Raw genomic sequence first — 26,035 nt, 5'->3', positions numbered from 1 at the left:
CATGACCCGACGGCGCACCCACGTGCGCACGAGAGGCGCTATCAAAACGATTCTGGCGTCGTTGTGCGGCCTTGCCGTACGACTTGTACTGTCTGCAGCCGCACGCCTAGCCAGAACCGCTTCGCTTCGTTTTGATAGCGCCTCCAAGCCAACCGAATCAAGCGGGGCAACCAGGAGGAAGACAATGGCAACACCCGGCACCGTCGCGTCCATGGAATGGACCGACAGCAAGCGGTATCTCTGGATGCTCGGCGCGCTGACGATCACGCTGCCGATGGTCGCCGCCGCCCTGGCGCTGTCGACCGGGTGGCATCCGTTGTGGTGGGCGGGGCCAGTCATCGTGTTCACGATCATTCCGCTGCTCGATTACCTGATTGGCGACGACCGGGACAACCCGCCCGAAGAGGTCGTCCCCGAGCTGGAAAAGCAGCGCTACTACCGCCGCATCGTCTATCTGGCGACCACCGTGCTCTACGTGAGCTTTGCCGTGGCGATGTGGGTGCTGCACACCTACGAGCTCACCTGGTACGACTACATTGCGTTCGCGTTTTCACTGGGCGTGGTGACGGGCATTTCGATCAACACCGCGCACGAACTCGGCCACAAGACCAACGGTTTCGAGCGCTGGCTTGCCAAGATCACGCTGGCACCGGTGGCGTACGGGCACTTCTTCGTCGAGCACAACCGCGGCCACCACGTGCGGGTGGCCACACCAGCCGACCCGGCGAGCGCACGCTTTGGTGAGTCGTTCTGGGAGTTTCTGCCGCGCACCGTGGTGGGCAGCGTCAAATCGGCCTGGGCGCTGGAGAAGCAGCGTCTTGAGCGCAACGGGCATTCGGTGTGGTCGTGGCGCAATGACGTGCTCAATGCCTGGGCGATGACGGTGGTGCTGTGGGCCGTGTGCATCGCCTTTGTCGGTATCAAGGCTGTGCCTTTCCTGCTGATCCAGGCGGTGTACGGGGCTTCATTGCTGGAGGTGGTGAACTATCTGGAGCACTACGGCCTGTGCCGCAAGCAACTGCCCAGTGGCCGCTACGAACGTTGCACGCCGCAGCATTCGTGGAACAGCAATCACGTGGTGACGAACCTGTTCCTGTATCAACTGCAGCGCCATGCCGACCATCACGCCAACCCGACGCGTTCGTTCCAGGCGTTGCGCCACTTCGAGCATTCACCGCAATTGCCCGCCGGCTATGCCGCGATGGTGTTGCTGGCCTATGTGCCGCCGCTGTGGTTTCGCGTGATGAACCCGCGCGTGATTGCGCATTACCAGGGGGACATGTCGCAGGCGAACATCAAGCCGTCGATTCGCGAGCAGGTGGTGGCGCAGTATCCGGCGCGCGCCTGACGCACGCACGGGGTTGGCGGCAGAATGTCGGGGTGATCACGGGATTGCCTACCCACGCCATGAACACCGCCATGCCTGCCTCCTTGCGAGAACCCGCCCCAATCAGCCTGCGATCCAGTGACGGCTTCGGCTGGCAGGGCTTTGCCGCCACGCTGCTCGGCATCCGCCCGGGAACGTACCGCGTGCCGGCCATGGAAGCGCACCGCATCAATGTGCATATCGGCGCGCCTGTCCGGGCGAACTGCGTGTGCGACGGCCGCCGCTATTCCCGCATCCAGGCGCACGGTGATGCGGACGTGATCCCCGCCGGGTTGCCCGGCATGTGGACGGACGATGCCGATTGCCGCATCCTCCGGATCGCCATCAGTGATGCGTTCGTGCGAGGCATCGGTGAACAGGTTGGGGCACCGGCAGCACAGATCGCGCCGCATCTGCAATGGCGCGATGCGCGCGTGCATCACCTGGCAGCGGCGCTCGGCGCAGAGCTGGAAGCGGAAAACACCTCCGACGCGCTGTATGCAGAAAGCCTGTGCACGGCGCTGGTGGTGCGCTTGCTGAACAGCAGCCGTGAGGTTGCCGCCGCTGCGGCCGACAGCGCGCGCACCTTGGCCCCCCGTATCGCCACACGCGTGATCGACTACGTCGAAGCCCATCTGCATCAGCGGCTGACGTTGGCTGAACTGGCGGCACTGACGGGCCTGAGCACACCGCATTTCAAGGTGCTGTTTCGCGCAACGCTGGGTGTGCCGGTACATCGGTATGTCGTGCAGCGCCGGGTGGAGCGCGCGAAGGTGCTGCTGCTGGAGGGCCGGCGCAGCGCATCGCAGATTGCGCTGGAGGTCGGCTTTGCGCACCAGAGCCACCTGACGCAGTGGATGCAGCGGCTGCTGGGCGTGACGCCGCGTGAAGTCATTCGGGCAGGGCGGGCAGGCCGGGCTGCGGCGGCCGTTGCCGACACGCTCGCCGCATAGCCGGCACAACCCGATCCTCCATTCCTGCCAGATTCCTCCGTTCCTGCAAGTGCGTATTGCCGGGCCGACCTAAGCTCGCGTCTCTCATCTGACAGGAGCACGAGCATGTACGTCATTTTTGGGGCATCGGGCAAGGTCGGGCGTGCCACGGCCATTGCGTTGCGCAACGCCGGTCGCCCTGTGCGCGCGGTGGTGCGCCAGGCCAAGCAGGGCGAAGCGCTGGCCAAGATCGGCTGCGAAATCGTCTGTGCTGATCTGACCGATCCCACCACGGTGGCCTCCGCCATCAAGGGCGCCACGGCGGTGCAGATCCTGTGCCCGGTGCCGGTGGGGAATCCCGACCCAGCATCGACCATGCACCGCATGATCGACGTTGCCGCCGATGCGCTGCGCGCCAACCCACCACCGGCCGTGCTGGCGTTGTCGGACTACGGTGCGGAACTTGACCGGGGCACCGGCCTGACGCGCCTGTTCCACCTGCTGGAAGAGCGTCTTAAACCGCTACCTACACACCTGACGCTGCTGCGCTCGGCGGAGCATGTGCAGAACTGGGCGGCAATGCTGCCCGTGATGCTGGCGACGGGGCGGCTGCCGAGTCTGCACAGTCCGTTGGACCGAGCGCTTGCGACTGTCTCAACGCAGGACGTGGGCGCGCTGGCTGCCGAGTTGCTGCTTGAGGTGCCCTCCACCAAAGCGCCGCGTATCGTGAGCGTGGAGGGGCCACGCCGCGTGAGCCTGATCGAGGTTGCACGCGCCTTCAGCACTGTTGTTGGCCGCGAGGTCATTGCCGACGCCGTGCCGCGCGAAGCCTGGGCACCGATGCTGCAACGGGCCGGTTTGAGCGAAAACCATACACAGCTGCTCACCGAGTTGTACGACGCCGTCAACGCGGGGCAGATCGATGTGGAGAAGGGCGTGTCCGAGCAGCGCTTTGGCAAGACCGAGTTGACGGATGCATTCACCGCGATGCTGGCCGCGCATGTGAAATCGAGATAGCTGCATAAGAGATATTCCCAGCAGCCTGCAAATGCGAATGCCTCTTATGCGAATTTCTGTCTGCGCCTTCCGGTTATTCCGCGCAGCGCGCGTTGCGCCACTATGATCTCGGAAATTTCCTGGGGTCATCATGCTGGTTGGACGTGTCACACGCGCTGTTTGGATGGCGGCTGTGCTCGGCGGCGCTGCGCTGCCCGCGCGCGCGGTCTTGCCCGACGAGATTCAGGTCTACACCGGCGACATCAATGCCCCCGGACAAGTCGGCCTGGAACTGCACCTGAATACCACGCCCAGCGGCATCGGCGAGCCCAGCTATCCGGGCGAAGTCACGACGCCGCACGGGTGGCGTGCCACGGCGGAGTTCTCCTACGGGCTGACGCCGTCGCTGGAGCTTGGGTTGTACGTGCCGACCACGCTCACACGCGAGAACACGTATTACGTAACAGGCCCCAAGGTGCGCCTGAAATGGATGCCGATCCGCCCCGAGGACGACGTGGGCCAGTTTGCCGGTGTCAACGTGGAGGTGGCCCACGTTGCCGGGCGCTTCGAGCAATCGCAGAACGCACTGGAGCTGCGGCCCATCTACGGGTACCAGGACGAACGCTGGCTGTGGGCGGTCAACCCGGTGCTGGACTGGAACCTGTCCGGCCCGGGCCGCAGTGGCGTGCCGGAGGCCGCGCCGAGCTTCAAGATCGCTCGCAAGGTCACGACGGGCGTGCGGGCAGGCATGGAGTACTACGCGGGTCTTGGGCCCATCAACCACATCGCACCGCTGCATGAGCAGCAGCACACGGTGTTCCTGGCGTTTGACGTCGACCTCAAGCCCGTCGTCTTCAACTTTGGCATTGGGCGTGGCCTGACGCGCGCAACGGATCGCTGGACGTTGAAGTGGATCTTTGAGATCCCGTTCAGTTAAGCCTTGGCCGCGTCGCCCTGCAGGACCTATGCTTGGCAGCAACCGATTGCGCCAGGTCTGCCAGGGAGGCCGCCATGACGATCGACATCCGCTGCATTGCACTAGGACTGGTGTTATTCGCCTTGGCCGCGCACGCAGAAGACGATCTGCAGAATCGCGGCCACGATCCCTTCTTCCAGATTTCGTCAGGGGTAGCCAACTGCCCCGAGCCCGCCGGCCCGCGCATCAGCGAGGCCGAGTGGAAGCGCGATTCGCACCACCGTATCGAACACGGCAACCACTGCTGGGTCGAGGGCCGCTGCCGCTTGCCCAATGCGTTTGCCTACGACGATGAGATTGCCGAGACAGCGCAGCGGCGCCTGCAGTGGATGGCGATTCACGTGCCCGGCTGGAAGCAGAGCACGACGCTGTGGGTGACGGTGTGGCAGCGCTGGATGCTCGTGCAGGGATGCGTGGCGCCGGGCTATGCGTTCGAGCCGTTCATGACCGCGCTGCGCGACGTGCCGGATGTCGAGCGCTTCATCAACGAGACGACGGCACACCCAGAGCGCGGCGTGCCGTATGCGCTGTTCCACAAGGGCGCGGCTGCCAAGCCCTGATCTTCAGGGCTTGTGCTTCTGATAGGTACCGACGAGCTCCGCCTCTGCGATGACGTGACCGCGCATGGCGCGTTCCAGTGCCGCCTTGTCGGGGGCGCCCATCTCCGGCAGCTCCACGTTCAGCGCATAGAGCTTGTGATAGTAGCGATGGCGCCCGACAGGTGGGCAAGGGCCGCCGTACGCGGTGCGCTGCCAGTCGTTGGTGCCGGCGCGCGTGCCGGGTGGCAGCCCCTTGCGTGCTGCGTCTTCGGCGATGGCCGTTGCGCTGGGCGGGATGTTGTAGAGCAGCCAGTGCACCCAGGTCATCTTCGGGGCGGCAGGGTCTGGCGCGTCCGGGTCGTCGACGATCAGCACCAGGCTGCGTGTGCCCGCCGGCGCGCCGGTCCAGGCCAGTGGTGGCGAGGTATCCGCGCCTTCGCATGTGAGGTGGCTGGGGATTTCGCCACCGGTGGCAAAGGCGGGTGAGGTCAGGGTGAGCGTCATGGCGGTTCTCGCTTTCACTTGAGCGGAGACGGGATGGCCGCATGCGCCCGCCAGTAGCAACGTCAGGAAGCACCATTGGCAGGTTGCGCGCGACATGATTGGAATCCCGTGGCTTCCTTCAAGCTAGTGCGCAATGGCGGTGCCGACAAGCACCGCCGGGTTTGCGCCGCTCAGGCAAACCATCCCAGCACCAGGGCTGCCACCGCCGGCACCGTCTGCACATAGAGAATCCGCTTGCTGACGGTGATTGCGCCCCAGATGCCGGCCACCGCCACGCAGATCAATCCAAACAGCGCGAACGATGCGTTGACCACCGGGTTGGGCGCCACCAGCCCGATCACCAGCGCGGCCACGAGGAAGCCGTTGTACAAGCCCTGGTTGGACGCCATCGCCGCGGTTTCCGCCGCCTTCTCGGGCGTGATGCGGAACACCTTGGGGCCGCGTGTCTTCCACAGCACCATCTCCAGCACGACGATGTAGACGTGGATCAGCAGCACCAGCAGGTAGACGATCAGGGCAAGGGTTTTGATCATGGCGGTTGTCATGTCAGGAATGAGCGTGCCGCCATGATAGAGATTTTGCGCCGCCTGCCTGCTCCCAGGACGAGGGGTATCAGAGCGCCGTCAGCGCGCGGGCGTTGGCAAAGGTGCGCAGCGACGCTGCTGCCGAGGCGATGGATGCTGGCTCGATTGCCGTCAGCGCCTGGCCGCCGAGCCAGTCGATGGTCTCGCGTGCGTTGTGCGCGAGCGTCTTGCCTGCGGGGCGAATGGCAATCTGGCGGCCCGCGTCTGTGCTTTGGCGTGCAACCAGGCCGATCTTCTCCAACGCCAGCACGCGCTTGAGCACGGCAGGGCGAGGCAGCCCGAGCGGCTGCGCGCATGCTGCAAGGCTGACATGGCTGTCCGCATGTGAGGCCAACCAATCCAGCAGCACGAAATCAGCGAAGTCGATGCCGTAGTGCGTGCCGAGCTTGTCGTCGAGTTTGCGCCGCAGGCTGGCCTGCGCGCGCTGCACCGCCATGCAGAACGTGAATCCGGCGGTGCTCATGCTGCGCGCTCCTCGTTTTCGTAGCCAGATACGCCCTGGCAGGGGACTTCCTGGCGCCAGAGCGTGACCAGCGTTTCCAGTTCGTGCGCCGCATCAAAATCCAGCGCCTCACGGTGCTTGACCAGATCGAGCACCTCAAACACGAAGCTCGATTCACCGTGGTCCGCCCAGTCCTTGCGCAGCAGCGCGTTGGCATGGGTGCCATGCTTCAGTTCGAACTGGTGGCGGTTGAGCGTGCCCTGCGCGTTCGTGCTGCCCTTGACCAGCGCCCGGCCGGTGATGAGGTTGCGGATGGCATAAACACCCCAGCCTGCGCCTGCGCGGCTTCGGGTCTCCAGGTACTGGCGTTTCAGCTCCCGTCGGTCAGTCATGGTGGGTCCTTGTGCGATGCATGTGTGGTGCCGCCTGCGTTGATAGGCGGGCGTCGTCTTCTAATTATTACCCGGGTAATAATGGTTGGTCAATAATACCCGGGTTAAATGTTTGACGCGTGTGCTTTCGAACACTTGGCCTGTTGCGGGGGCGGCTGCAAATTTCACCGCCCGCGGCTATGCTGTGCGCTTTCGTTTCAGGCAAAGGAGCCACGCATGACTGCACCGCAAGGATCCATGATCTCGTTCAAGCGCCCGGATGGGCAGGAACTCCAGGGCTATCTGGCCAAGCCGGCCAAAACGGAGGGCGCCCCCGGGGTGGTCGTCATCCAGGAGTGGTGGGGCCTGAACGACCAGATTCGTGGCGTGGCCGACCGTCTGGCGCGCGCCGGCTACGTGGCGCTGGTGCCCGATCTGTATCGCGGCACCATGACGGTGGAGGAGGAAGAGGCCCACCACCTGATGAGCAACCTGAACTTTGGCGATGCGGCCACGCAAGACGTGCGCGGCGCCGTGCAATACCTCAAGCAGACCTGCGACCGCGTGGGCGTGACGGGCTACTGCATGGGCGGCGCGCTCACGCTGCTGGCGCTATGTAATGTGCCGGAGGCCGCCGCAGGCGTGGTGTGGTACGGCTTCCCGCCGCTGGAATACATCGATGCCTCGAAGATCAAGGTACCGGTGCAGGGCCACTGGGGCACGCAAGACACCGCCTTCAAGATCGAAACGGTGGACGCACTGGAGAAGAAGCTGGTGGACGCCGGCGTCGATGTCGACTTCCATCGCTATCTTGCGCATCACGCCTTCGCCAACGAAACGGCCGTCGGCGAGAACCGCATCGCCATCACGCAGTACGACCCGGTGTGGGCGCAGCACGCGTGGGATCGTGCACTGACGTTCTTCGGCCGTACGCTCTGGCCGAACAAGGGCTAAAGCGCTACAGCCTCATCAGGCGGCCAGGATGGCCCGCGCCGCCTGATCGCCCCACCACGCCGCTTCTTCAAACACGGAATAGCCGGACAGGTCCGCATGTGCATAGTGGATCGGCCCGGTGTTCTCGCGCAGGCGCGCAATGCCCGGCCGCGAGAGAAAGCCCGGCGTGGGAATCGCCATGGCATGCCCGCGCAAGGTCAGGTCGGCCCGGCGGATCTGCGTGCGCAGGCGGATGCCGTACACCGTATCTAGATCAGCCAACGCGCGGTCGAGCAATGCCTGCGGCGATGCGTTCAGCATCCACTCGCGCGCCGCCTTGGGCGTCATGTCTGACAGCGCCACGTAGGCCGTGAACACACTCTGCGCAGGTGGCCCCACGCGAATGTCCTGGTGGTTGGCCACCACATAGCCCAGCCCCGTGCCCCGATAGACCACGTTGTCCCACGCGAGCGGCGTGTCGTCGTACTCGGGCGGAAAGCCTTCGATCAGCAGATTGGCAAGCAGCCACGGTGCGGTTTCGGGCAATTCGGCGGCCGGCACGTCAAAGCCTTCGACGACGTGCTTGGCAACATGCAGCGGCATCGCGCTCACCACGTGGTCGGCCAGCAGACGCACCACGCGGCCATCGGCTTGCAGCACGTCGGCATAGACGCGTGCGCCGTCTTCGTTGGTCCTGCCGATGCGTGCGGCGCTGCCCGTAAGCAGGCGGCCGGCATCGTTCAGGCCGGCGGCCTCGAACAGGCGTTCGGCCATCCAGTCCAGCCCTTCCGGCCAGGTGAGCACGGTGCCCTGTTCCGCATTGCTGGCCATGCCGCCACGGCTGGCAAAGTAAGCGATGCCGGCCCAGGCGGACACGTGATCCGCCTTGGCGCCGTAGTCGTCGCGGCAACAGTAGTCGGCATACCAGTGCAGCGTGGCGGCCTGGTAGCCCTCGCGGTGCAGCCAGTCGCGAAAGGTGAGCGTATCGAGCGCACGCCAGGCCGGGTCGGCGGAGGAGAGCGCGGTCGGCACGGCGAAGATACGGCGGCCGTCGTTGCCGGTGGTTTGACGCAGGCGGTCGATCTGCGCGAAGAAGCGGGTGTGCTCGGCACGCTCGGCCTCGGTAATGCCTTCGTGCGGCACAAAGCCGTCTTGCCAGCGGTTGCCCAGCCACAGGCGTTCATCGGGGGCATGCACGAGCACGCGTTCGTCGTAGGTCGGACGCAGCGCAAACGGATTGCGTTCGATCACGCCGAAGTCCGACAGCATTTCGCGTACGTGTGTTGACTCCATCGACGGCAGCGGCAGGTAATGCGCGCCTGTCGGGAAGCGTTGCGTGCCGAATGCACCGCCAGCGGCATTGCCGTAGCGCTCCGGGCCTTCCACGACCACCACGTCGCGCCGGCCGCTTTTCGCCAAGCGCCAGGCGCAGCTCAATCCGCCGATGCCGCTGCCGCAGATGACAACGCCCACGCGGCGTGTCTCCGACGGGGCAGGTAGTGCCTTGAGGTCGCGCAACTGATGGCCAGCGGCCTGGCCGGGCATGCGCACGTTGGGCGTGATCTCGGTCAGCGCGCGAAAGCCGGCCCAGGAGGCGGCCCCGGCCGCAGCCACACCTGCCGCAGCGGCGCCGATCAGGAAACTGCGTCGCGTTGCCATCAGCGCAGCACGCCGTGCCAGTCTTCTTCAAAGTACCGCACCAGCGACTGGTTGTTCAGCCGGTTGGGCTCCACCTGCGGGCGCGGCATGTCGGGCGCGAAGCTGAACATCTGGTGCGTGGTGTCGGCATCCAGAAAGCGCGTCGGCACGCGGTACGACGTGGGCGGCTGGAAATCCGCCCGGCCCGGCGCGGCGAGGATGAAGCCCCATTCGCCAAACGACGGCACCAGCGCGTGATACGGCCACGTGCGGTAGCCGGCTTCCTTCAAGGTCGCATCCACGCACCAGTACGAGCGTGGCGCGAAGTAGGGCGAGGTGGCCTGAATGACGACTAAGCCCGTATCCGCCACGTGCCGCGACAGCAGCCGGTAGAACGGCACCGAATACAGCTTGCCGATGCTGAAGTTGGACGGGTCCGGAAAATCGACGATGGCCACGTCGAACATGTCGGGGGCGGTCTGCAGCCATTGCCCAGCATCCGCATTGACCACCGTCACGCGCGGATCGCTGAACGCATGCTGGTTGAGCGCAACCAGCGCCTCCGCATGCGAGAACAGGTTGATCATGCGCGGGTCCAGATCGACCAGGGTGACGTGCTCGACTTGCGGGTACTTCAGGATCTGCCGCAGTGCGAGGCCATCGCCGCCGCCCAGCACCAGCACGCGCCGCGCACCACGCACCGATTCCAGCGCGGGCAGCACCAGCGCCTCGTGATAGCGGTATTCGTCGCGCGAGGAGAACTGCAGGTTGCCGTTGATGTACAAGCGCAGATCATCCTTCCAGCGCGTCACCACCAGCCGTTGATACGGTGATGAAATCGCATGGATGATCTCGTCGCCAAAGAGCGCGCGTTCAGACCAGTGCGTGAGCTTGTCTGATGCGGCAAAGCCCGCCAGCAGCGCGGCAGCGACAGCGCCCGCACGCCATGCCATCGCACTGCGCATGCGGGCGGTGAGCGCCAGTTCTGCGCGAAAGTGCCAGAGCGTCCAGACCGCAATCGCCGTGTTGAGCAGCCCGAACAGGAAGCCCGTGCGCACCAGCCCTAGGCGCGGCGCAAGCACCAGCGGAAACAGCAGCGACACGGCCAGCGCGCCCAGGTAATCGAACGTCAGCACGCGGCTGACTAGGTCCGAGAATTTGGCTTGCCGGCGATGCAGCATGCGCATCACCAGCGGAATCTCCATGCCGACCAGCACGCCGATGACCGTCACCAGCGCGTACAGCACCAACCGGAACGGTGCTGACTCCACCGCAAACAAGACAAACAGCGCCGCCGCCGAGACGCCGCCAAACAACCCAACCAGCAGTTCCAGATCGACAAAGCGGGCGAGCAACGCATCGTCCGCCACGTAGCGCGAGAGCCACGAACCGATGCCCATCGCAAACAGGTAGGCGCCGATGATGGAGGAGAACTGCAGGATCGAATCGCCCAGCAGGTACGAAGCCAATGCCCCGGCAATCAGTTCGTAAGCCAGCCCGCATGAGGCGACCACGAACACGGCGAGGACCAGCAAGGCGTTGCCGCGGCCGGCCGGTTGCGTAGGTTCGTAGGTGGCGTCAGGCTGCGGCGTGGACATGCGAAGGCAGGGGAAAGATGATCGTGCGTTAACAAACGGCTGGCGCAAATGCGAGCGCGATTGTGCCGCCTTTTTTCTTGCGCGGCGAGCCAGCTGTGCAGGGCAACATCGGGGGGTACGCAAGCGGCGCATCAGCCGCTATAGTGGCGCCACTTGCGCACTGCCCAGGCTGATTGCCTTCTGCCCATGCCCGATATGACCGCTTCCGTGATCGCCTATGCCTCGCACCTGCTGGCGGGTGCTGTGGTGTTTGCTGGTTTCTTCTTTGTCTACCTGCGTCTGACGCCGTACGACGAGTTCAAGCTGATCCGTGAAGGCAACGTCTCTGCAGCGCTGTCGCTGGCCGGTGCGCTGCTCGGCTTCGTGCTGACCATTGCGTCCAGCATCACGCACGCCGATGGCCTGATGCCGTTCCTGTTCTGGTCGGTGATGGCGTCTGTCGTGCAGTTGATTGTCTTCGTGGTGCTCACGCGCCTGATGCCTGACTACCGCTTGCAGATCGAGCACAACAACATCGCCGCCGGTATGCTGTTCGGCGTGAGCGCACTGGCCGTTGGTGTGATCAACGCTGCCTGCCTGTCCTGATTGTTCCTGCACCGCGAATCATCGCGAAGGAGTTTCCTGTGAGCCTGTCCAGCTTTATCAAAAAGCAGTTTATTGACATCCTGCAGTGGACGGAGAGCGAAGACGGCGTACTCGCCTGGCGCTATCCCATGCAGGACATGGAAATCCAGAACGGCGGCACCCTGGTCGTGCGCGACTCGCAGATGGCGATGTTCGTCAACGAAGGCCAGATTGCCGATGTGTTCGGTGCCGGCACCTTCAAGCTGACCACGCAGACGCTGCCCGTCCTGACCTACCTGAAGAACTGGGACAAGCTGTTCGAGTCCCCCTTCAAGTCCGACGTCTACTACTTCAGCACGCGCCAGCAGCTCGGTCGCCGCTGGGGCACGCCGCAACCGGTGACGGTGCGCGACAAGGATTTCGGCATGATCCGCCTGCGCGCCTTTGGCGTGTATGCGTACCACGTGGCCGATCCGAAACAGTTTTACCAGCAGGTGAGCGGCACGCGCGACATCTATACCGTCGACGAAGTTGAAGCCCAGCTTGGCCCCGTCATCATGGGCGCCATGGCCACGGCGTTTGGCGAATCCGGTGTGCCGTTCCTGGACCTGGCCGCCAACCAGACGCTGATGTCGAACAAAGTGCGCGAGACCCTGGCGCCGCAGTTCACGCAGTACGGCCTGGCGCTCGACAGCTTCCAGGTCTCCAGCGTCACGCTGCCGGACGAACTGCAGGCCGCGATGGACCGCCGCATCAGCATGGACATGACCGGCGACATGGGGCGCTTCACGCAGTATCAGGCGGCCGAATCGCTGCCGCTGGCTGCGCAGAACGAAGGTGGCATCGCTGGCACGGGCGCGGGTCTGGCGGCAGGCCTGGCAATGGGCCAGACGATGGCCGAGAGCCTGCGCACCGCTGTGCAGGGCGGTGCCGGTGCCGGATCGGCTACCCCCGCTGCCGCGCAACCGGCTGCCGCCGCACCGGTCGCTCCGGCTGCCGACGACCCCACCGCACGCCTGACCAAGCTCAAGGATCTGCTCGACAAGGGCCTCATCACCCAGGCCGACTTTGATGCCGGCAAGGCCGCCGTGCTCAAGGCGCTGACCGGGGGCTGAGCGCAGCCTTGCTGATCGAATAACCGGGCGGCGAAGGGGCTGTGCCCTTTTAGCCGCCCGTTTTGCTGTGCAATCGAACGACCCGACCATGTTTCATGCCAACTGCCCGGCGTGTGGCGCGCCGGTGGAACTGAAGTCCGCCGCTGCCGTGATGACGGTGTGCAGCTTCTGCAAGAGCACACTGCTGCGCGACGGCGAAACGCTGTCCGACATCGGCAAGATGTCTGCCGTGCTGGAGGACTACGCGCGCGTGCAGATCGGCACCACCGGGCGCTATAAGAACAAGGCCTTCACCGTCGTGGGGCGCATCCAGTTGCGCTACGACGCGGGCTTCTGGAACGAGTGGTACGTGCTGTTTGACGACAGCACCGACGGCTGGCTGGCCGAGGCTTCGGGCCAGGTCACCATGACCTTCTCGCGTGGCGTGCCGCGCAACGCCGTGGCGTTCGAAACGTTGCGCCCTGGCCAGCTCTACGATGCTGACGGCAAGCAGTTCACGCTGTCCGATGTGCGCGAGGCCGATTGCACCGGCGGCCAGGGTGAGTTGCCCTTCCGCGTGGGTGAGGGCTGGCATGCGCGCGTGGCCGATGGCCGCCGCGAAGACGCCTTCATCACGCTCGACTATTCCGACGGTACGGCGCCCACGCTCTACCTGGGCGAGGCCACCACGCTCGAAGCGCTCAAGTGCCAACTCCTGCGCACCGACGCCGAGATCAAGGAAACCGCCGGCCGCGTCCCCCGCAAGCTCACCAACCTCGACTGCCCGCAGTGCGGCACGTCGATCCCGTTCAGCCCCGGCGTGACCGGGCACGTGCTGTGCCCCGGTTGCGGGGCGGCCATCGATGCCGCCACACCGCGCGGCGAGATCATCGCTCGCGCCCGGTCGGTGCCGCAGGTTGTCACCACATTGGAGTTGGGCGACAAGGCGCTGATCGACGGCCAGCAGTGGCAGGTGATTGGCGTGATGCGTCGCACAGTGGTCGACGGCGGCGGCGAGTGGTTCGAATACCTGCTGTACACCCCCAAGCGTGGCTTCACGTGGATGGTGGAGACCGATGACGGCTGGTTCCGCGCCAACGTGCTCGACCGCTGGCCCACGCAGACCGACGGCCGCAAGGCCACGCTGGGCAACACGCAGTACACCCGCGACGAGGACTACACCGCACGCGTGACCTACGCTGCCGGCGCCTTCAACTGGCGCGTGCAGGCCGGCGACCAGACCCGCGTGGTCGAATACACGGCCGGCCAGGAAAGCCTTGCCGCAGAGAGCGATGCGCATGAACTGAGCTGGTCTAAGAGCACCCCTGTCAGCGCCGCGCAGATCAAGGCGTGGTTCGGCAAGGTGGTCGCCGAACCGGTCAAGGACGTTTCGGCCTCGGGCTACATGACGGTGGCCGTGGTGTCCTGCGTGCTGCTCGGCTTGCTGAATCTGGTGCCGTTCTTCATGGCGCCGGGTTCGGTGTTTGTGATCACGTTCTTTGCAGCGCTGATGCTGATCGTGCCGGCATGGCTGGTCGCCAAGGTCGGGGGAGGGGAATGAAAGGCTGGTTCGTGCTGTACGCCGTGTGCGTGGTGATTGGCGCAACGGTCATGGACTGGAGAGCCGGTTTTGCGGCGCCGCGCACGCCGTCGTATGGCAGCAGCACCAGCGGGTCTTCGTACTGGGGCGGCTCGTCCGGCGGTAGCGGTTACGGTGGCGGCTTCAGCGGGGGCCACAAGTGACGCGCACGGACGCGACGCCGCACGCTGCCGCAACCTCTGCTGCAGTGGGCGAGCATCTGCTGCTCGATCTGTATGGCGTGGCGCCCGTGCTGCTGCGCGATGCGCAGGCATTGGAGGCCGCGCTGCGCGAGGCCGCCGCCGCGCTGGGCGCCACCATTCTTCATGCGCATCTCCATCGTTTCGATTCGCTGCGTGTGGGCGCGTCCGCCGGTGAGCAGGGTGGTGTGACCGGTGTCCTCTTGCTGGCGGAGTCACACTTGTCGATCCACACGTGGCCCGAGCACGGGTTTGCTGCCATTGATGCCTTCATGTGCGGCACCGGCACAACGCATGGTGCGCGCGCCGTGTTTGAACGTGCGCTGGCACCGGAGCGTGTTGACGTACGTGTCGCGCAGCGCGGTTGCGCACCCGCTTAATACATTTGGTTTAATCCAATATCGTTTCCGGCCCGCGCTTCAAGCAGGCAGTGGGCTTGGCCGCCATCGTCCTGAATCAGCGCTGGCGGGCGCTTCGTTGTAGATGAAATGCGCACGCACTGACGTGCCATGATGGTTGTTCGGATTGCATCCCGGTGGTCGATGCAAGGCCACCGGTGTTTGGTCTTTCCATTACCAACCCGACGAGGCCTCCATGACCACGCTGCCAACGCACGTCTCTTCTGCACTGCTCCCCACACCTTCTCCTGCCGCGCCGGCGTTGCCGGACTGGATTGCTGTTCGCATGCGGCGCCACTATGACGATCGCATGGGCAAGCTCTGGGGCGGAGACCACCTGCTCCACGGCCGCACGCCCGGGCCCGATGCCCTGTTCCTGAACAGCAACGACTACCTATGCCTGCTTGGCGAGCGGGAATTGGTACGTGCGCAGGCGCGCGCACTGCTCGGGCACGAGCACGAACTGCTCATGTCAGCCGTGTTCCAGCACGGTGATACGCCGCAGAGCCGGGTGGAAGCCCGGCTGGCTGCCATGATGCGCGCCGAGGCCGGCTTGATCGCCCAATCCGGCTGGGCCGCGAATGTCGGGCTGATCCAGTGCATTGCAGGACCAGGCGTGCCCGTCTATATCGATATGGCCGCGCACGCCTCGCTGTGGGAGGGCATCACCGCGGCGGGCGCGGTACCGGTGCCGTTTCGCCATAACGACGTAGACCATCTGAACCGGCAACTGGAGCGGACCGGCCCCGGCATCATCGTGGTGGATTCCGTCTACAGCACCACCGGCAGCGTGGCGCCGTTGACGGCGCTGGTGGTGGCGGCCGAGGCCAGCGGCTCGGTCATCGTGGTGGATGAATCCCACTCCCTGGGCACGCACGGGCCGGGCGGGGCGGGTCTGGTGGTGCAACTGGGGCTGGAGCGCCGTGTGCACTTTCGTACGGCGTCATTGGCCAAGACGTTTGCCGGCCGTGCCGGGTTTGTTGCCTGCAGTGGCCTGTTCAAGGATTTCTTTGCCGTAGAGGCTCGCCCAGCCATTTTCAGTTCGGGGTTGCTGCGGCACGAACTGGCCTGGTTCGAGGCCGCGGCGGATTTCATTGGTGCGGCGGAGGCTCGCCGCGAGAGTCTGCATGCCATCACCCGCTCTGTGCGCGCAGGTATCGCCGCGCTGGGCTACAACATCAGTGACGGCACCGAGCAGATCATCGGGCTGGAGGCGGGGCCCGAGCCGCAGGTCAAGGTGCTGCGCGACGCATTGCAGGCCCACGGCATCTTTGGTGCGGTATTCTGTGCGCCGGCTACGCCCAGAAACCGGGCGTTGGTGCGCCTGACGCTGCATGCCAAGCTCACGCCCGCAGAGATCGGGCGGCTGCTTGGTGTCCTGGCAGAGATTCGTGATCGGGTGGGGCTGGACGATTGGGCGTCCACGCGCCGGATGCGAAGACCTGCAGCCGCCGTTCAACTCAATGCATGTTTGGCGAACGCATGACGAACACAGTGGGTGGAGTCCCCGCAGACAATCCGGGTCGCTGGCCGGCCCGCGTCTGGCAGTACCTCGCGACCTCGTTGACGAGCGCGGCACTGCTTGACGAAGAGAGCGCGGCGCGGCTGCGCCGCATCCGCTTCGTGGGGGCGCTGGGCGTGCTCGGCCACCCGTTGTACTTCGTGATCTGGTCGGTCGTTTTTCCGCAGCCGTATGAGAACGTCTGGCTGCGCGCCATCTGCACGCTGCTGTTCATCCCGCTGCTGTTTGCCAACCGGCTGTCGCAATACAAGTGGCTGCCGGCCTATGCCTTGTTTGCCATCACGGCCGGGCTGCCGTTTGCCTTCATCTTCTTCTATCTCGAGAACGCCGGGACGATGGTGTGGGCGGAGTCGGTGGTCATTGCCGTCGTCATCCTGTTCCATTTCAGTACGGCGTTTGCACTGATCTCGCTCATCAGTGGTGCCGTGGCTGCGACGGGGCTGTTCTTGCTGGCAGGCAACGCAGTGGCGGCGTTTCCGTGGCATGCGCTGCTGGAGCAGGTGCCGGTGGTGGCGTTTGTCATGGCGGTGCTGGTCGTCATCAAGTTGGACCGCCAGATCCTGGCTGAGCAGAAACAGCGCGGTGTGGCGCTGGCGTTGGGCACGGTGGCCCATGAGTTGCGCACGCCGCTGGCCAGCCTAGCCCTGACAGCGCGCGGTATTCAGGACCGCTTGCCCAAGCTGGTATCGGCCGATCACCCAGACCTGCCGGCAGTACAGCATGCGGTCGAACGCATGCGTACCGATGTCGTGCGTGCCAACAACAGCATCGAGCTGCTGGTCGCCAATTCAAAGGATCCGCAGACTGTCAGCGTCAACTGGTTTGATCCGCACGAGGCGATCTGCTCAGCCATTGCGGCGTTTCCGTTTGAGCCTGGGACGCGGGAGCTGGTGTCGATTGCACCGAGCATCGGAGTGCGGGTGCTCGGCAACGCGAGCCTGTTCGAGCACATCATCACCAACCTGACCAAGAACGCGCTGGAGGCCATTCAACGCGTGGGCAAGGGGGATCTGCACATCAGCTATGAGAAGTCGTCGCGCGGCGTGGAGATTGTCGTACGCGATACCGGTTCGGGCATCTCGTCGACCGTGCTCAAGCGGATGTTCGAGCCGTTCTTCTCCTACCCGGCGCATCGCGGCACGGGCATCGGCCTGATGTTCTGCCGCAAGGTGCTGCGCGGCTGGGGCGCCAGCATTTCGTGCAAATCCGTCGAGCACGAGTACACAGAGTTTCGCATCCGCTTCCCGAACCCGCGCTGAGGTTGTCAACGCAGGCCCGGGGCAGCCCGCGGCTTATTACCGGCCGACCATGTTCTCCGGCCGCACCCACGCGTCAAACTGCTCGGGCGTGACATAGCCGAGTGCCAGCGCGGCCTCGCGCAGGCTCGTGCCTTCCTTGTGTGCCTTCTTGGCGATCTGCGCCGATTTGTCGTAGCCGATGTGCGGGTTGAGTGCCGTCACCAGCATCAGCGAGCGCTGCACAAGTTCGTCGATGCGGGCACGGTTGGGCTCGATGCCTACGGCGCAGTGGTCGTTGAAGCTGCGCATGCCGTCGGCCAGCAGGCGCGTGCTGTGCAGGAAGTTGTAGGCAATCATCGGGCGGAACACGTTCAGTTCGAAGTTGCCGGATGCACCGCCAATGTTGACCGCGACATCGTTGCCGAACACCTGCGCGCACAGCATCGTCACGGCTTCGCTCTGCGTGGGGTTGACCTTGCCGGGCATGATCGAGGAGCCCGGTTCGTTCTCGGGGATGGAGATTTCCCCCAGGCCGCTGCGCGGGCCGCTCGCCAGCCAGCGGATGTCGTTGGCGATCTTGGTGAGGCTGGCGGCCAGCGTTTTCAACGTGCCATGTGCGTGCACCAGACCATCGGCGGAGGCCATGGTCTCGAACTTGTTGGGCGAGGTGATGAAGGGCAGGCCGGTCAGGTTAGCCAGCTCGGCGGCCACCTGTTCGGCGTAGCCGGCCGGCGCGTTCAGGCCGGTGCCCACTGCCGTGCCGCCCAGCGCCAGCTCGCACAGGTGCGGCAGCGCCGCGTTCAGGTGCGTTTCGTTGTGCTGCAGTTGGGCGACATAGCCGGAGAACTCCTGGCCGAGCGTGAGCGGCGTCGCATCCTGCAGGTGCGTGCGGCCGATCTTGATGATGCTGTCGAAGTCCGCCGCCTTTTTGGCAAGCGTTTCGCGCAGCGTGCGCAGCGACGGAATCAGGTGCCGCGTGATGGCGGTAACAGCCGCCACGTGCATCGCCGTCGGGAACACGTCGTTGGACGACTGGCTGCGGTTGACGTCGTCGTTCGGGTGCACGAGGCGGCCCTCGCCGCGCTCGCCGCCCAGCAGTTCGCTGGCGCGGTTGGCAAGCACCTCGTTCATGTTCATGTTGCTCTGCGTGCCGGAGCCGGTCTGCCAGACCACCAGCGGGAATTCGTTCGGGTGCTTGCCCGCGATGACTTCATCTGCAGCGGCGATGATGGCGTTGGCCTTCTCGGCCGGCAGCAGCCCCAGGCGGTGGTTGACGGCGGCGCTTGCGCGCTTGATGCGGGCCAGCGCGTCGATCAGCTCGCGCGGCATGCGGTCGCCCGCAATGTCGAAGTTCTGCAGAGAGCGCTGCGTCTGCGCGCCCCACAGATGTTTGGCGGGGACTTCAATGGGGCCAAAGGTGTCGCGTTCGGTACGGGTGGTCATGGCAGGTCTGCATGAGGGTGACTGGGACGAACGCCCACCAGTATAGGCGGCGGGGTTTGGTCCTAGTGCCCGCGTTTGCTGTAGGGTGACCGGCACATTGCGTGGTTTGCGGGCCAGCGCCGCACACGCCACAATGTCGCCTTGTCGTGCAATTCGGCGCCGTACGAAGTCTGCTGCCCCCGCCTGCCATGTCCACCTCCGTTTCCGTCGATAAATCCCTCCAACCCTTGCTCTGGCTGGTGGCGGTTGGTCTCTTCATGCAGACGCTGGATTCCAGCATCGTCAATACGGCATTGCCGGCCACGGCGCGCAGCCTGTCGGAAAGCCCGCTGAAGATGCAGTCGGTCATCATTGCCTACACGCTGACGACCGCCATGCTGATGCCCGCCTCGGGCTGGCTGGCTGACCGCTTCGGCACGCGGCGCATGTTTTTTGCGGCCATCTTCCTGTTCACCATCGGCTCGCTGCTGTGCGCGGAGTCGCGCAGCCTGAACATGCTGATTGCCTCGCGCGTGGTGCAGGGCGTGGGCGGTGCATTGCTGATGCCGGTCGGGCGGCTGACAGTATTGCGCGTGGTGCCGCGCGAGCAGTTTCTGCCGGCCATGAGCTTCGTCACCATTCCGGGGCTGATCGGCCCGCTGATCGGCCCCACGCTGGGTGGCTGGCTGGTGGAGGCGGTGTCGTGGCACTGGATCTTCCTGATCAACATTCCGGTGGGCCTGGCTGGTGCGCTCGTCACGCTCAAGGTCATGCCCGATGTGCGCGCAGACGACGACAGCCGATTCGATTGGACCGGCTACGCCATGCTCGCGTTTGGCATGGCGGCGGTGTCGTTCTCGCTCGACGGGCTATCGGGGTTGGGCTTTCAGCATGCGACGGTGTTGGTGCTGCTGATCTTCGGGCTGGCGGCGCTCACCGCGTATTGGCTGCATGCGGGGCGCACGGTTGAGGGTAAGGCGGGGCCGCTGTTTCCGCGCTCGCTGTTTGCCATTCCGAGCTTCTCGATCGGCATTCTCGGTAACCTGTTCGCCCGCATCGGTACCGGTGGGATGCCGTTCCTGATCCCGCTGCTGTTGCAGGTGAGTCTGGGGTATTCACCGCTGCAGGCCGGCTTGATGATGGTGCCGGTGGCCGCGGCCGGCATGGCGGCCAAACCGTTGGGCACCTGGGCCATCAAGCGCTTTGGCTATCGCCGCATGCTGTTCACCAACACGCTCATGGTGGGCCTGACGATGGCCAGTTTTGCGGTGATGACGCCTGACGTACCGGTGTGGCTGCGCATCGTGCAGTTGGCGCTGTTTGGCACGTTCAACTCGATGCAGTTCACTGCCATGAACACGCTCACGCTCAAAGACCTGAGTGGGCCGCATGCCAGCTCGGGCAACAGCATGCTTTCCATGGTGATGATGTTGTCGATGAGCCTGGGGGTGGCCGCAGCGGGTGCGCTGCTCACGGGCTTTACCGACTTTACCGGTGGGCCGGAAGGGCGCGACACACTGGCGGCCTTCCACAAGACCTTCGTGTGCGTCGGTTTCATGACTGCGGCGGCGGCATGGATCTTCGCGCAGCTTTCGCACGCAGAGCCCGCGCAGGTACTCAAGCGCGCCGAAGTCGATGTCGAATAACGCGGTCTACTTCCAGTAGCCGCGCATCTTCTTGCTGAGATCCACCTTGGCGGCGGCGCGGGCCTCGGCTGCAAGGTCCACACCGGGCTCGGGCGGCGGCCAGGCGCACGCCTCAAACAGCGGCAGCAATGCTGGCGGGATGAAGCGCGTGCGCGAGGCGTAGATGTGGCGGTCGCCATTGGGCGTCTGCTGCGTAACATAGAAGCGCTGCGGCACCAGGATGTCCAGATGCTCGCGCGCACGCGTCATGGCCACATAGAGCAGGCGGCGCTCTTCTTCCAATTCGTCATGCGAACCGGCGCCCAGGTCGGCAGGCATGCAGCCGTCCACGGCGTTGAGCACGTACACCGCCTTCCACTCCTGGCCCTTTGACGAGTGAATAGTGGAGAGGATCAGGTAGTCCTCATCGCGGTACGGGGCGCCGGATTCATCGCTGGTCAGCTCGGGCGGGTCGAGTGTCATCTCGGTCAGGAAGCGCTCGCGCGTGGCGTAGGTGGCGGCCATGCGGGCGAGCTGGTCCAGATCGCCCTGGCGTACGGCAGCATCGTCGTGCAGGCGTTCCATGTGCGGCGTGTACCAGGTGCCCACGGCTTCGAGTTCGCTGGCCCATGCCACGCTGTCCTTGGGCGCGCGCAGCAGCTGCATGAGCGCCATCAGCGCGGCCCAGTCGCCGGCCAGGCGGGCGGGGGGCTCGTAGGCGAGCAGCGCTGCAATTGGGTCCACCGCTTCAGCCATGGCGTCGAGCACGCGTGCGGCGGTGGCAGGGCCGGCACCCGGCAGCAGCTGGATCACGCGAAACCCGGCGATACGGTTGCGCGGGTTCTCGGCCCAGCGCAGCACCGAGAGCACATCCTTCACGTGTGCCGCTTCCAGAAACTTCAGCCCGCCGTATTTCACGAAGGGGATGTTGCGGCGCGTGAGTTCGATCTCCAGCGGCGCGCTGTGGCTTGCGGTGCGGAACAGCACCGCTTGCGATTTCAACGCCAAGCCGCCTTCACGCTGATGCAGCACCTGCTCGGCCACGCAGCGCGCCTGCTCGGCTTCATCGCGTACCGAGATCAAACGCGGTCGATGCGTCGACGCACGATCCGTCCACAGCGTCTTGGCGAAGCGTTCCGTGGCGAAGCGCATCACACCATTCGACGCATCGAGAATCGGTTGCGTCGAGCGGTAGTTGCGTTCCAGCAGCACCGTGTGCGCCGGCCGCGTGAAGTGGCGCGGGAAGTCGAGGATATTGCGCACCGTCGCCGCACGAAACGCGTAGATCGACTGCGCATCGTCGCCCACCACCGTTACGCCACGGCCGTCGGGGCGCAGCACCCGCAGGATGGACGACTGCAGCCGGTTGGTGTCCTGGTATTCGTCGACGAGGATGTGGTCGAAGCGCGCGCCGATTTCGCCTGCCAGTTCGGCATCGGACACCATCGCGTGCCAGTAGAGCAGCAGGTCGTCGTAGTCGAGCACGTGCTGCGCTTGCTTGGCTTCGACATAGGCGTCGAACAGTGTGCGTAGTTGCGCTTCCCACATCGCGCACCACGGGAAGTGGTGCTTGAGCACAGCGTTGAGCGGGCTCTCCGCATTGATGGCGCGCGAGTAGATCGCCAGGCAGGTCTGCTTGAGCGGGAAGCGGCGCTCCTTGGTCGACAGGTTCAGCTCGTGGCGTACGACGTTGAGCAGGTCGGCGGAATCGCTGCGGTCGTGGATGGTGAAATCGGGGGCGAGGCCGACGCGCTCGGCGTATTCGCGCAGCAGGCGCGCGCCGATGCCGTGGAAGGTGCCGGCCCAAGGCAGGGTGGTTTTGTACGACGTGCCGGCTGCGTTTAGCACGCTGTTGGAGCGTTCGCCGTGCATGGCACGCGCCAGCAGGTGGCCGGCGCGGTTGGATAACTCGCTCGCAGCCCGGCGCGAGAACGTCAGCAGCAGGATGCGTTGCGGATCCGCCCCGTTGGCGACCAGATGCGCGACGCGCCAGCCCAGCGTGTGCGTCTTACCCGACCCCGCACCGGCCAGCACAAGTAGCGGGCCGGTTTCCGCCGCTGCCGCCCCGGAAATGCCGAACTCGACCGCCTGGCGCTGCTGGTCGTTCAGTTGGGCCAGGTAACTCGGGATACCCGGGTCATTGGCGATATCAGGGTTGGGAGAAGCGGAAAGCACGGCGGGGGCGTCACAGAAAATAACTGTATAAATATACAGCACCGTGCTGCCCGCTGATCAAAAGCGAGAACGGTGGTGTCACACCCTGGCAACGGGCGCGGCACCACCGTATTTGCGCACGGTAAGACCCGCTTGCGTGCGTCAGACCTGCCTAGTCCACTGAATCCCTGAAATGGGTCGGTGCCTGCCATGCCATGCGGGCACATCGCGTCGTTGCAAATGCTCGCAATAGCCCGCTATTGCTGCGCTTTGCGCCTAGCGCTCCATCCCGCATGACATGGCCTTCACCTCCCATTTCAATGAATCAGCGGACTAGTGGCGCTGTTGCACGTACCGCTGCACATCGCTGATCGAGACTTGGCCTGAATGGGCGGTGTCAATCTGGTCAAAGTGCTTTGCCACATAGCCCAGACCGCTGGCTTGGGCTTGCGCTTTGGTGATCGAACCACCCTTGCTCAGCGCCGCGTTTGCACTCAGCCGTTTCACAATGCGCTGCTGGGCCTCCTGCTGCAGTTGGTCACCCGTGGAAGAGGCGGCAGGCGCGGCCTTGTTGGCCGGAAAGAACGGGCCATCCACGCCGTGGCCGCCCTTTGGCAGCGTCACTGGGGCCACAGACTGCGTAGTGGGCGATGCGTAAGCCTGACCCATCAGCGCACCGAGGAGAATGGCGGGCAGCATGCGCCGCACAGTGTTCATAAGGGACATGATCACTCCTTCATCAAGATTAATGCGCAGCTTGTGCGGTGAGTGTTGGCGTGCCAGCAGGGTTCTCGTCGGCCCACGGCGCGGGCAGCGTTGCCAGCGTCAGTGCGGACGGAATGGACTGACCACCGAAATACGCCACCAGATCGCTCTTCATCTGCGGCCGGGCAACGTCATCCAGGTAGATCATGTGCCCGCCCTGATAGAACGTGACCTGCAGCTTCGGGTTCAGGCCCGACACGGTTTGCAGACGCGCCAACTGCTTCTCGGTATTGAAGAACGGCGTGGCGAGATCGTGGTAGCCGTTGGACGCGAGCACCTTCAGCTGCGGGTTCATCTGAATGGCGGCGAGCAGATCGGGCAACGTATCTGGCAGCGGCTGGCCATCATGCGAGAAGTCCCACGAACCGATGATGTTGTCGTTCAGAGGCATGAACGTTGCGTTCGGTGCGGTATAGCCCAGGTAGTTCGGCATCTGCGTCTGCAGCGCGGTGGTGAACGGCTGCGAGATCAGGATGTCCGACGGGTCTCCGTCGCTTGCCAGACGCGAATCCGAGTTCGGCAGCGATACGCGCCCGTCGTAGCGGCCAATCGTGGTGCCTGGCAGGAGCGTTGTCTGGAACGGCGTCTTGCTGAAGTACCCCGTCAACGCCTGCAGCGTCAGGCCGGAAGGCGATTCCCACGACGCGAGCGTCGACTTGGACGGGAACTTCGGCGTGCCGAGCGCGTTTGGAGAACCCAGCTGGCTGAGCGCCCACGAGTTTGCGTACGTCTTGAACGCGCTGTACTTGTTCGTGACGAACTGCTCAGACTGTGTCGCAAACGCCGACTGGTTAGGCTGGCTTGGCGAGACCTGGTTGAAGTACGACGCCACTGCGGCATAGCCGGGGTAGTAGCCCACCAGCGTATCGGTCGCGAGCTTCAACCCTGCGGTCGAGTTCTCGATGGCGGTGGCTTCCACCGCATCCGCAAAGTAATTCAGGATGGACGATTGCAGCACGATGCCGGTGAGGTGCACGCCCGCCGATTCCAGCGCCAGCGCCAGCATGTTGGTGCGCGGTGTGCCGTACGACTCGCCGTACAGATAGATCGGCGAGCTGCTGCGGCTGTTCACCGTCAGATAGCGCTGGATGAAGTCGCGCATGACGTTGACGTCGACATCGCTGCCCCAGAACGAACTGTTGGTGTTCGGCGCAATCGCTTCGGAAAGGCCGGTTCCCGGCGGATCGATGAACACCATGTCGGTGGTGGCGATCAGGCTTTCCGCGTTGTCCACCAGGGTGTAGTTCGGCCAGTTGGTGAGCAGCGGATCAGGCGTGGCAACCCGGGTGGGCGCGAATGAGCCCAGGCGCAACCAGATCGACGACGAACCCGGCCCCCCGTTATAGAAGAAGGTGATAGGCCGCGGCTGCCCGTTGGTGCTGGGCGCCGTGTACGCGACGTATGACATCGTTGCCTCGGGGTTGCCGCTGGCGTCCGATGCGGTCAGGTGGCCGGTGGTGGTGGTGTAGTTCACCGGGGTGGCGCCGGCCGTCCATTGGTAGTGCATGACCGCTGCATTCTCGGACACCTGTGACGGATCCAGGCTATCCGTCGCATTGGACGAATACGCAACCGGGTCGACATAGGGCTGGTTGGTCGATACCGTTTTCGCGGTCACGTCTGTCTGGCTTGTACTCGCCGCGGACGCCACGGGGCTGCCATCATCGCCCCCGCACCCGGTAACAAGCGATATGCCGACAAGCAGCGCGCCAACGCCGACCAGCCGCCCCAAAGCAGGAGAGCGGCCAAGGCCATTACCACTGGAACTACGGTTTGGTTTCATTTGCATCCCTGTCATTGATGAGATACGAACAAACAAGAAGCCGCCTGGCGAAGAAATCACCAAAAATGGGCAAAATAATCGACGCACGCTTTTATTTCACTGGAGAAATCAAAACGATTTCACGCAGTGATCAAAAAAACGATAACGATGAATGCCAATAATCTGATCGGTGCGATCGGCGCTTTAGCGGCGGGTTTCATGCAAATCAAGAATCAAAAAAGCATTCCTGATCTGCATTGAAAAGCGCTAAGTCCAGTCACGGCCACCGGAGGGCGGTGGCTTGAGGAGAACAAGGTCGACAGTGGGTTCTGGCGGCGAACTGGTGTCACCGCCTCCATCTGTCGTGAATGGCGTCACCGGGCTGCTCGATTGCATGATGCGGCGATTGGCTGACCAAGCGTCAGATGCACGGCAATGGTGCACTGGTGCAGTGGGGGGCTGATTCCGGGCATGGAATTCATATGTTCTTATGCGCCCAGGTTGTGCTCGTGTTCCATCTCTTTGTTGTGATCTTGCGGACAACATGCTGTCTCCCGGATCAGGATAGTTGTCGGGCCATTGTGGGTGATATCGATGGCCGTTTTTTACACCTTTTGGGTGTTTTGCTCGGTTCTCGCCATCAGTCTGGCGTCAAAAGAGTGGTTGAATCATAGAGGCAAAATTTGCCGTGTCAATGGAGTGATGCGTCTATTTTTTTTGCTTTGTAATTTTGATGCGAAATCGATGTTTACGAAAAATTACGCGATAAATTTTTCATCAATTTAAGCGGGTGCTTCATGGGCAAAGACTGAATATGGATAAGGGTTTTGGTT

Annotated in this window: 24 protein-coding genes; 14 read left to right on the top strand and 10 right to left on the bottom strand. The window is 64.2% G+C overall.

Annotation, left to right across the window (positions count from 1 at the left end):
• Positions 1–184: 184 nt before the first annotated feature.
• From C404_RS32030 to C404_RS32010, 5 genes are all read left to right on the top strand, one after another.
• Complete coding sequence (locus C404_RS32030; RefSeq protein WP_021192765.1) at positions 185–1,348, top strand: alkane 1-monooxygenase; 1,164 nt, start codon at positions 185–187, stop codon at positions 1,346–1,348.
• Between the two features lie 71 nt (positions 1,349–1,419).
• Positions 1,420–2,319: an AraC family transcriptional regulator gene (locus C404_RS32025; RefSeq protein ID WP_021192764.1), complete on the top strand. Its 900-nt coding sequence runs from the start codon at positions 1,420–1,422 to the stop codon at positions 2,317–2,319.
• A gap of 105 nt (positions 2,320–2,424) precedes the next feature.
• The gene (locus C404_RS32020) at positions 2,425–3,315 is read left to right on the top strand and encodes an NmrA family NAD(P)-binding protein (protein ID WP_021192763.1); all 891 of its coding nucleotides are present in this window, start codon (positions 2,425–2,427) and stop codon (positions 3,313–3,315) included.
• A 130-nt stretch (positions 3,316–3,445) separates the two neighbouring features.
• Positions 3,446–4,231, top strand: coding sequence for a hypothetical protein (locus C404_RS32015; RefSeq protein WP_031328727.1), 786 nt, complete (start codon positions 3,446–3,448; stop codon positions 4,229–4,231).
• A 74-nt stretch (positions 4,232–4,305) separates the two neighbouring features.
• Positions 4,306–4,830 (top strand): hypothetical protein, encoded by a 525-nt coding sequence (locus C404_RS32010; protein WP_021192761.1) that lies wholly within the window; start codon positions 4,306–4,308, stop codon positions 4,828–4,830.
• A 3-nt stretch (positions 4,831–4,833) separates the two neighbouring features.
• Here the strand turns inward: C404_RS32010 and C404_RS32005 are convergent, their stop codons facing one another.
• From C404_RS32005 to C404_RS31990, 4 genes are all read right to left on the bottom strand, one after another.
• Positions 4,834–5,313 carry a YbhB/YbcL family Raf kinase inhibitor-like protein gene (locus C404_RS32005; RefSeq protein WP_021192760.1) on the bottom strand — a complete coding sequence of 160 codons (480 nt, stop codon included), beginning with the start codon at positions 5,311–5,313 and terminating at the stop codon, positions 4,834–4,836.
• A 170-nt stretch (positions 5,314–5,483) separates the two neighbouring features.
• Positions 5,484–5,846 (bottom strand): DUF1304 domain-containing protein, encoded by a 363-nt coding sequence (locus tag C404_RS32000; RefSeq protein WP_031328726.1) that lies wholly within the window; start codon positions 5,844–5,846, stop codon positions 5,484–5,486.
• A gap of 79 nt (positions 5,847–5,925) precedes the next feature.
• Positions 5,926–6,360: a hypothetical protein gene (locus tag C404_RS31995; protein ID WP_021192758.1), complete on the bottom strand. Its 435-nt coding sequence runs from the start codon at positions 6,358–6,360 to the stop codon at positions 5,926–5,928.
• Positions 6,357–6,731, bottom strand: coding sequence for a GIY-YIG nuclease family protein (locus C404_RS31990; RefSeq protein WP_021192757.1), 375 nt, complete (start codon positions 6,729–6,731; stop codon positions 6,357–6,359). Before C404_RS31990 ends, C404_RS31995 begins: the two co-directional genes overlap by 4 nt.
• A gap of 216 nt (positions 6,732–6,947) precedes the next feature.
• Between C404_RS31990 and C404_RS31985 the strand changes: the two genes are divergently transcribed.
• A complete protein-coding gene (locus tag C404_RS31985; RefSeq protein WP_021192756.1) occupies positions 6,948–7,664 on the top strand; it encodes a dienelactone hydrolase family protein in 717 nt (238 codons plus the stop codon).
• 15 nt (positions 7,665–7,679) lie between these two features.
• Here C404_RS31985 and C404_RS31980 read toward each other — a convergent pair whose 3' ends face one another.
• Both C404_RS31980 and C404_RS31975 read right to left on the bottom strand, forming a co-directional pair.
• Complete coding sequence (locus C404_RS31980; RefSeq protein WP_021192755.1) at positions 7,680–9,302, bottom strand: NAD(P)/FAD-dependent oxidoreductase; 1,623 nt, start codon at positions 9,300–9,302, stop codon at positions 7,680–7,682.
• On the bottom strand, positions 9,302–10,879 hold the full coding sequence (locus C404_RS31975; protein ID WP_021192754.1) for a polyamine aminopropyltransferase: 1,578 nt from the start codon (positions 10,877–10,879) through the stop codon (positions 9,302–9,304). Before C404_RS31975 ends, C404_RS31980 begins: the two co-directional genes overlap by 1 nt.
• 186 nt (positions 10,880–11,065) lie before the next feature.
• Between C404_RS31975 and C404_RS31970 the strand changes: the two genes are divergently transcribed.
• The 7 genes from C404_RS31970 (at position 11,066) to C404_RS31940 (ending at position 17,495) form a co-directional block, all read left to right on the top strand.
• Positions 11,066–11,464: a DUF350 domain-containing protein gene (locus C404_RS31970; protein ID WP_021192753.1), complete on the top strand. Its 399-nt coding sequence runs from the start codon at positions 11,066–11,068 to the stop codon at positions 11,462–11,464.
• Between the two features lie 38 nt (positions 11,465–11,502).
• Positions 11,503–12,558 carry an SPFH domain-containing protein gene (locus C404_RS31965; RefSeq protein ID WP_021192752.1) on the top strand — a complete coding sequence of 352 codons (1,056 nt, stop codon included), beginning with the start codon at positions 11,503–11,505 and terminating at the stop codon, positions 12,556–12,558.
• Between the two features lie 88 nt (positions 12,559–12,646).
• Positions 12,647–14,098, top strand: a complete 1,452-nt coding sequence (locus C404_RS31960; protein ID WP_031328725.1) for a DUF4178 domain-containing protein — start codon at positions 12,647–12,649, stop codon at positions 14,096–14,098.
• Positions 14,095–14,280, top strand: a complete 186-nt coding sequence (locus tag C404_RS31955; RefSeq protein ID WP_021192750.1) for a hypothetical protein — start codon at positions 14,095–14,097, stop codon at positions 14,278–14,280. The genes C404_RS31960 and C404_RS31955 overlap by 4 nt, the downstream gene beginning before the upstream one ends.
• Positions 14,277–14,696, top strand: coding sequence for an adenosylmethionine decarboxylase (gene speD, locus C404_RS31950; RefSeq protein WP_021192749.1), 420 nt, complete (start codon positions 14,277–14,279; stop codon positions 14,694–14,696). Before C404_RS31955 ends, speD begins: the two co-directional genes overlap by 4 nt.
• Positions 14,697–14,910: 214 nt before the next feature.
• Entirely contained in the window at positions 14,911–16,200 is a 1,290-nt protein-coding gene (gene cqsA / locus C404_RS31945; protein WP_021192748.1) for an alpha-hydroxyketone-type quorum-sensing autoinducer synthase, read from the top strand.
• The gene (locus C404_RS31940) at positions 16,197–17,495 is read left to right on the top strand and encodes a sensor histidine kinase (protein ID WP_052027459.1); all 1,299 of its coding nucleotides are present in this window, start codon (positions 16,197–16,199) and stop codon (positions 17,493–17,495) included. Before cqsA ends, C404_RS31940 begins: the two co-directional genes overlap by 4 nt.
• 36 nt (positions 17,496–17,531) lie before the next feature.
• Here the strand turns inward: C404_RS31940 and fumC are convergent, their stop codons facing one another.
• On the bottom strand, positions 17,532–18,917 hold the full coding sequence (gene fumC / locus C404_RS31935) for a class II fumarate hydratase (protein WP_021192746.1): 1,386 nt from the start codon (positions 18,915–18,917) through the stop codon (positions 17,532–17,534).
• 188 nt (positions 18,918–19,105) lie between these two features.
• On the opposite strand from fumC, the gene mdtD reads away from it, so the two are divergent.
• Positions 19,106–20,542, top strand: coding sequence for a multidrug transporter subunit MdtD (gene mdtD, locus C404_RS31930; RefSeq protein ID WP_031328722.1), 1,437 nt, complete (start codon positions 19,106–19,108; stop codon positions 20,540–20,542).
• Between the two features lie 6 nt (positions 20,543–20,548).
• Here mdtD and C404_RS31925 read toward each other — a convergent pair whose 3' ends face one another.
• The 3 genes from C404_RS31925 to C404_RS31915 all read right to left on the bottom strand — a co-directional run bounded on the left by C404_RS31925 (position 20,549) and on the right by C404_RS31915 (position 25,223).
• Positions 20,549–22,696 (bottom strand): ATP-dependent helicase, encoded by a 2,148-nt coding sequence (locus C404_RS31925; RefSeq protein ID WP_031328721.1) that lies wholly within the window; start codon positions 22,694–22,696, stop codon positions 20,549–20,551.
• A 312-nt stretch (positions 22,697–23,008) separates the two neighbouring features.
• A complete protein-coding gene (locus C404_RS31920) occupies positions 23,009–23,401 on the bottom strand; it encodes a hypothetical protein (RefSeq protein WP_031328719.1) in 393 nt (130 codons plus the stop codon).
• 19 nt (positions 23,402–23,420) lie between these two features.
• Positions 23,421–25,223 (bottom strand): S10 family serine carboxypeptidase-like protein, encoded by a 1,803-nt coding sequence (locus C404_RS31915; RefSeq protein WP_031328718.1) that lies wholly within the window; start codon positions 25,221–25,223, stop codon positions 23,421–23,423.
• Positions 25,224–26,035 lie beyond the last annotated feature (812 nt).

This window comes from Ralstonia sp. AU12-08, assembly GCF_000442475.1.
In the GTDB taxonomy this organism is placed as follows: domain Bacteria; phylum Pseudomonadota; class Gammaproteobacteria; order Burkholderiales; family Burkholderiaceae; genus Ralstonia; species Ralstonia insidiosa.
The sequence above is the reverse complement of the archived record's forward strand: the minus strand, read 5'-3'. Positions and strand labels throughout refer to the sequence as shown.

Coding starts and splice junctions, on each gene's coding strand:
- C404_RS32015 (WP_031328727.1), top strand. CDS start 3,446: ATGCTGGTTGGACGTGTCACACGCGCTGTTTGGATGGCGGCTGTGCTC.
- C404_RS31955 (WP_021192750.1), top strand. CDS start 14,095: ATGAAAGGCTGGTTCGTGCTGTACGCCGTGTGCGTGGTGATTGGCGCA.
- C404_RS31995 (WP_021192758.1), bottom strand. CDS start 6,360: ATGAGCACCGCCGGATTCACGTTCTGCATGGCGGTGCAGCGCGCGCAG.
- C404_RS31970 (WP_021192753.1), top strand. CDS start 11,066: ATGCCCGATATGACCGCTTCCGTGATCGCCTATGCCTCGCACCTGCTG.
- C404_RS31975 (WP_021192754.1), bottom strand. CDS start 10,879: ATGTCCACGCCGCAGCCTGACGCCACCTACGAACCTACGCAACCGGCC.
- C404_RS31920 (WP_031328719.1), bottom strand. CDS start 23,401: ATGTCCCTTATGAACACTGTGCGGCGCATGCTGCCCGCCATTCTCCTC.
- C404_RS31960 (WP_031328725.1), top strand. CDS start 12,647: ATGTTTCATGCCAACTGCCCGGCGTGTGGCGCGCCGGTGGAACTGAAG.
- C404_RS32030 (WP_021192765.1), top strand. CDS start 185: ATGGCAACACCCGGCACCGTCGCGTCCATGGAATGGACCGACAGCAAG.
- C404_RS32005 (WP_021192760.1), bottom strand. CDS start 5,313: ATGACGCTCACCCTGACCTCACCCGCCTTTGCCACCGGTGGCGAAATC.
- C404_RS32000 (WP_031328726.1), bottom strand. CDS start 5,846: ATGATCAAAACCCTTGCCCTGATCGTCTACCTGCTGGTGCTGCTGATC.
- C404_RS31940 (WP_052027459.1), top strand. CDS start 16,197: ATGACGAACACAGTGGGTGGAGTCCCCGCAGACAATCCGGGTCGCTGG.
- C404_RS31990 (WP_021192757.1), bottom strand. CDS start 6,731: ATGACTGACCGACGGGAGCTGAAACGCCAGTACCTGGAGACCCGAAGC.
- C404_RS31915 (WP_031328718.1), bottom strand. CDS start 25,223: ATGAAACCAAACCGTAGTTCCAGTGGTAATGGCCTTGGCCGCTCTCCT.
- C404_RS32020 (WP_021192763.1), top strand. CDS start 2,425: ATGTACGTCATTTTTGGGGCATCGGGCAAGGTCGGGCGTGCCACGGCC.
- mdtD (WP_031328722.1), top strand. CDS start 19,106: ATGTCCACCTCCGTTTCCGTCGATAAATCCCTCCAACCCTTGCTCTGG.
- C404_RS32010 (WP_021192761.1), top strand. CDS start 4,306: ATGACGATCGACATCCGCTGCATTGCACTAGGACTGGTGTTATTCGCC.
- fumC (WP_021192746.1), bottom strand. CDS start 18,917: ATGACCACCCGTACCGAACGCGACACCTTTGGCCCCATTGAAGTCCCC.
- C404_RS32025 (WP_021192764.1), top strand. CDS start 1,420: ATGCCTGCCTCCTTGCGAGAACCCGCCCCAATCAGCCTGCGATCCAGT.
- C404_RS31985 (WP_021192756.1), top strand. CDS start 6,948: ATGACTGCACCGCAAGGATCCATGATCTCGTTCAAGCGCCCGGATGGG.
- C404_RS31980 (WP_021192755.1), bottom strand. CDS start 9,302: ATGGCAACGCGACGCAGTTTCCTGATCGGCGCCGCTGCGGCAGGTGTG.
- cqsA (WP_021192748.1), top strand. CDS start 14,911: ATGACCACGCTGCCAACGCACGTCTCTTCTGCACTGCTCCCCACACCT.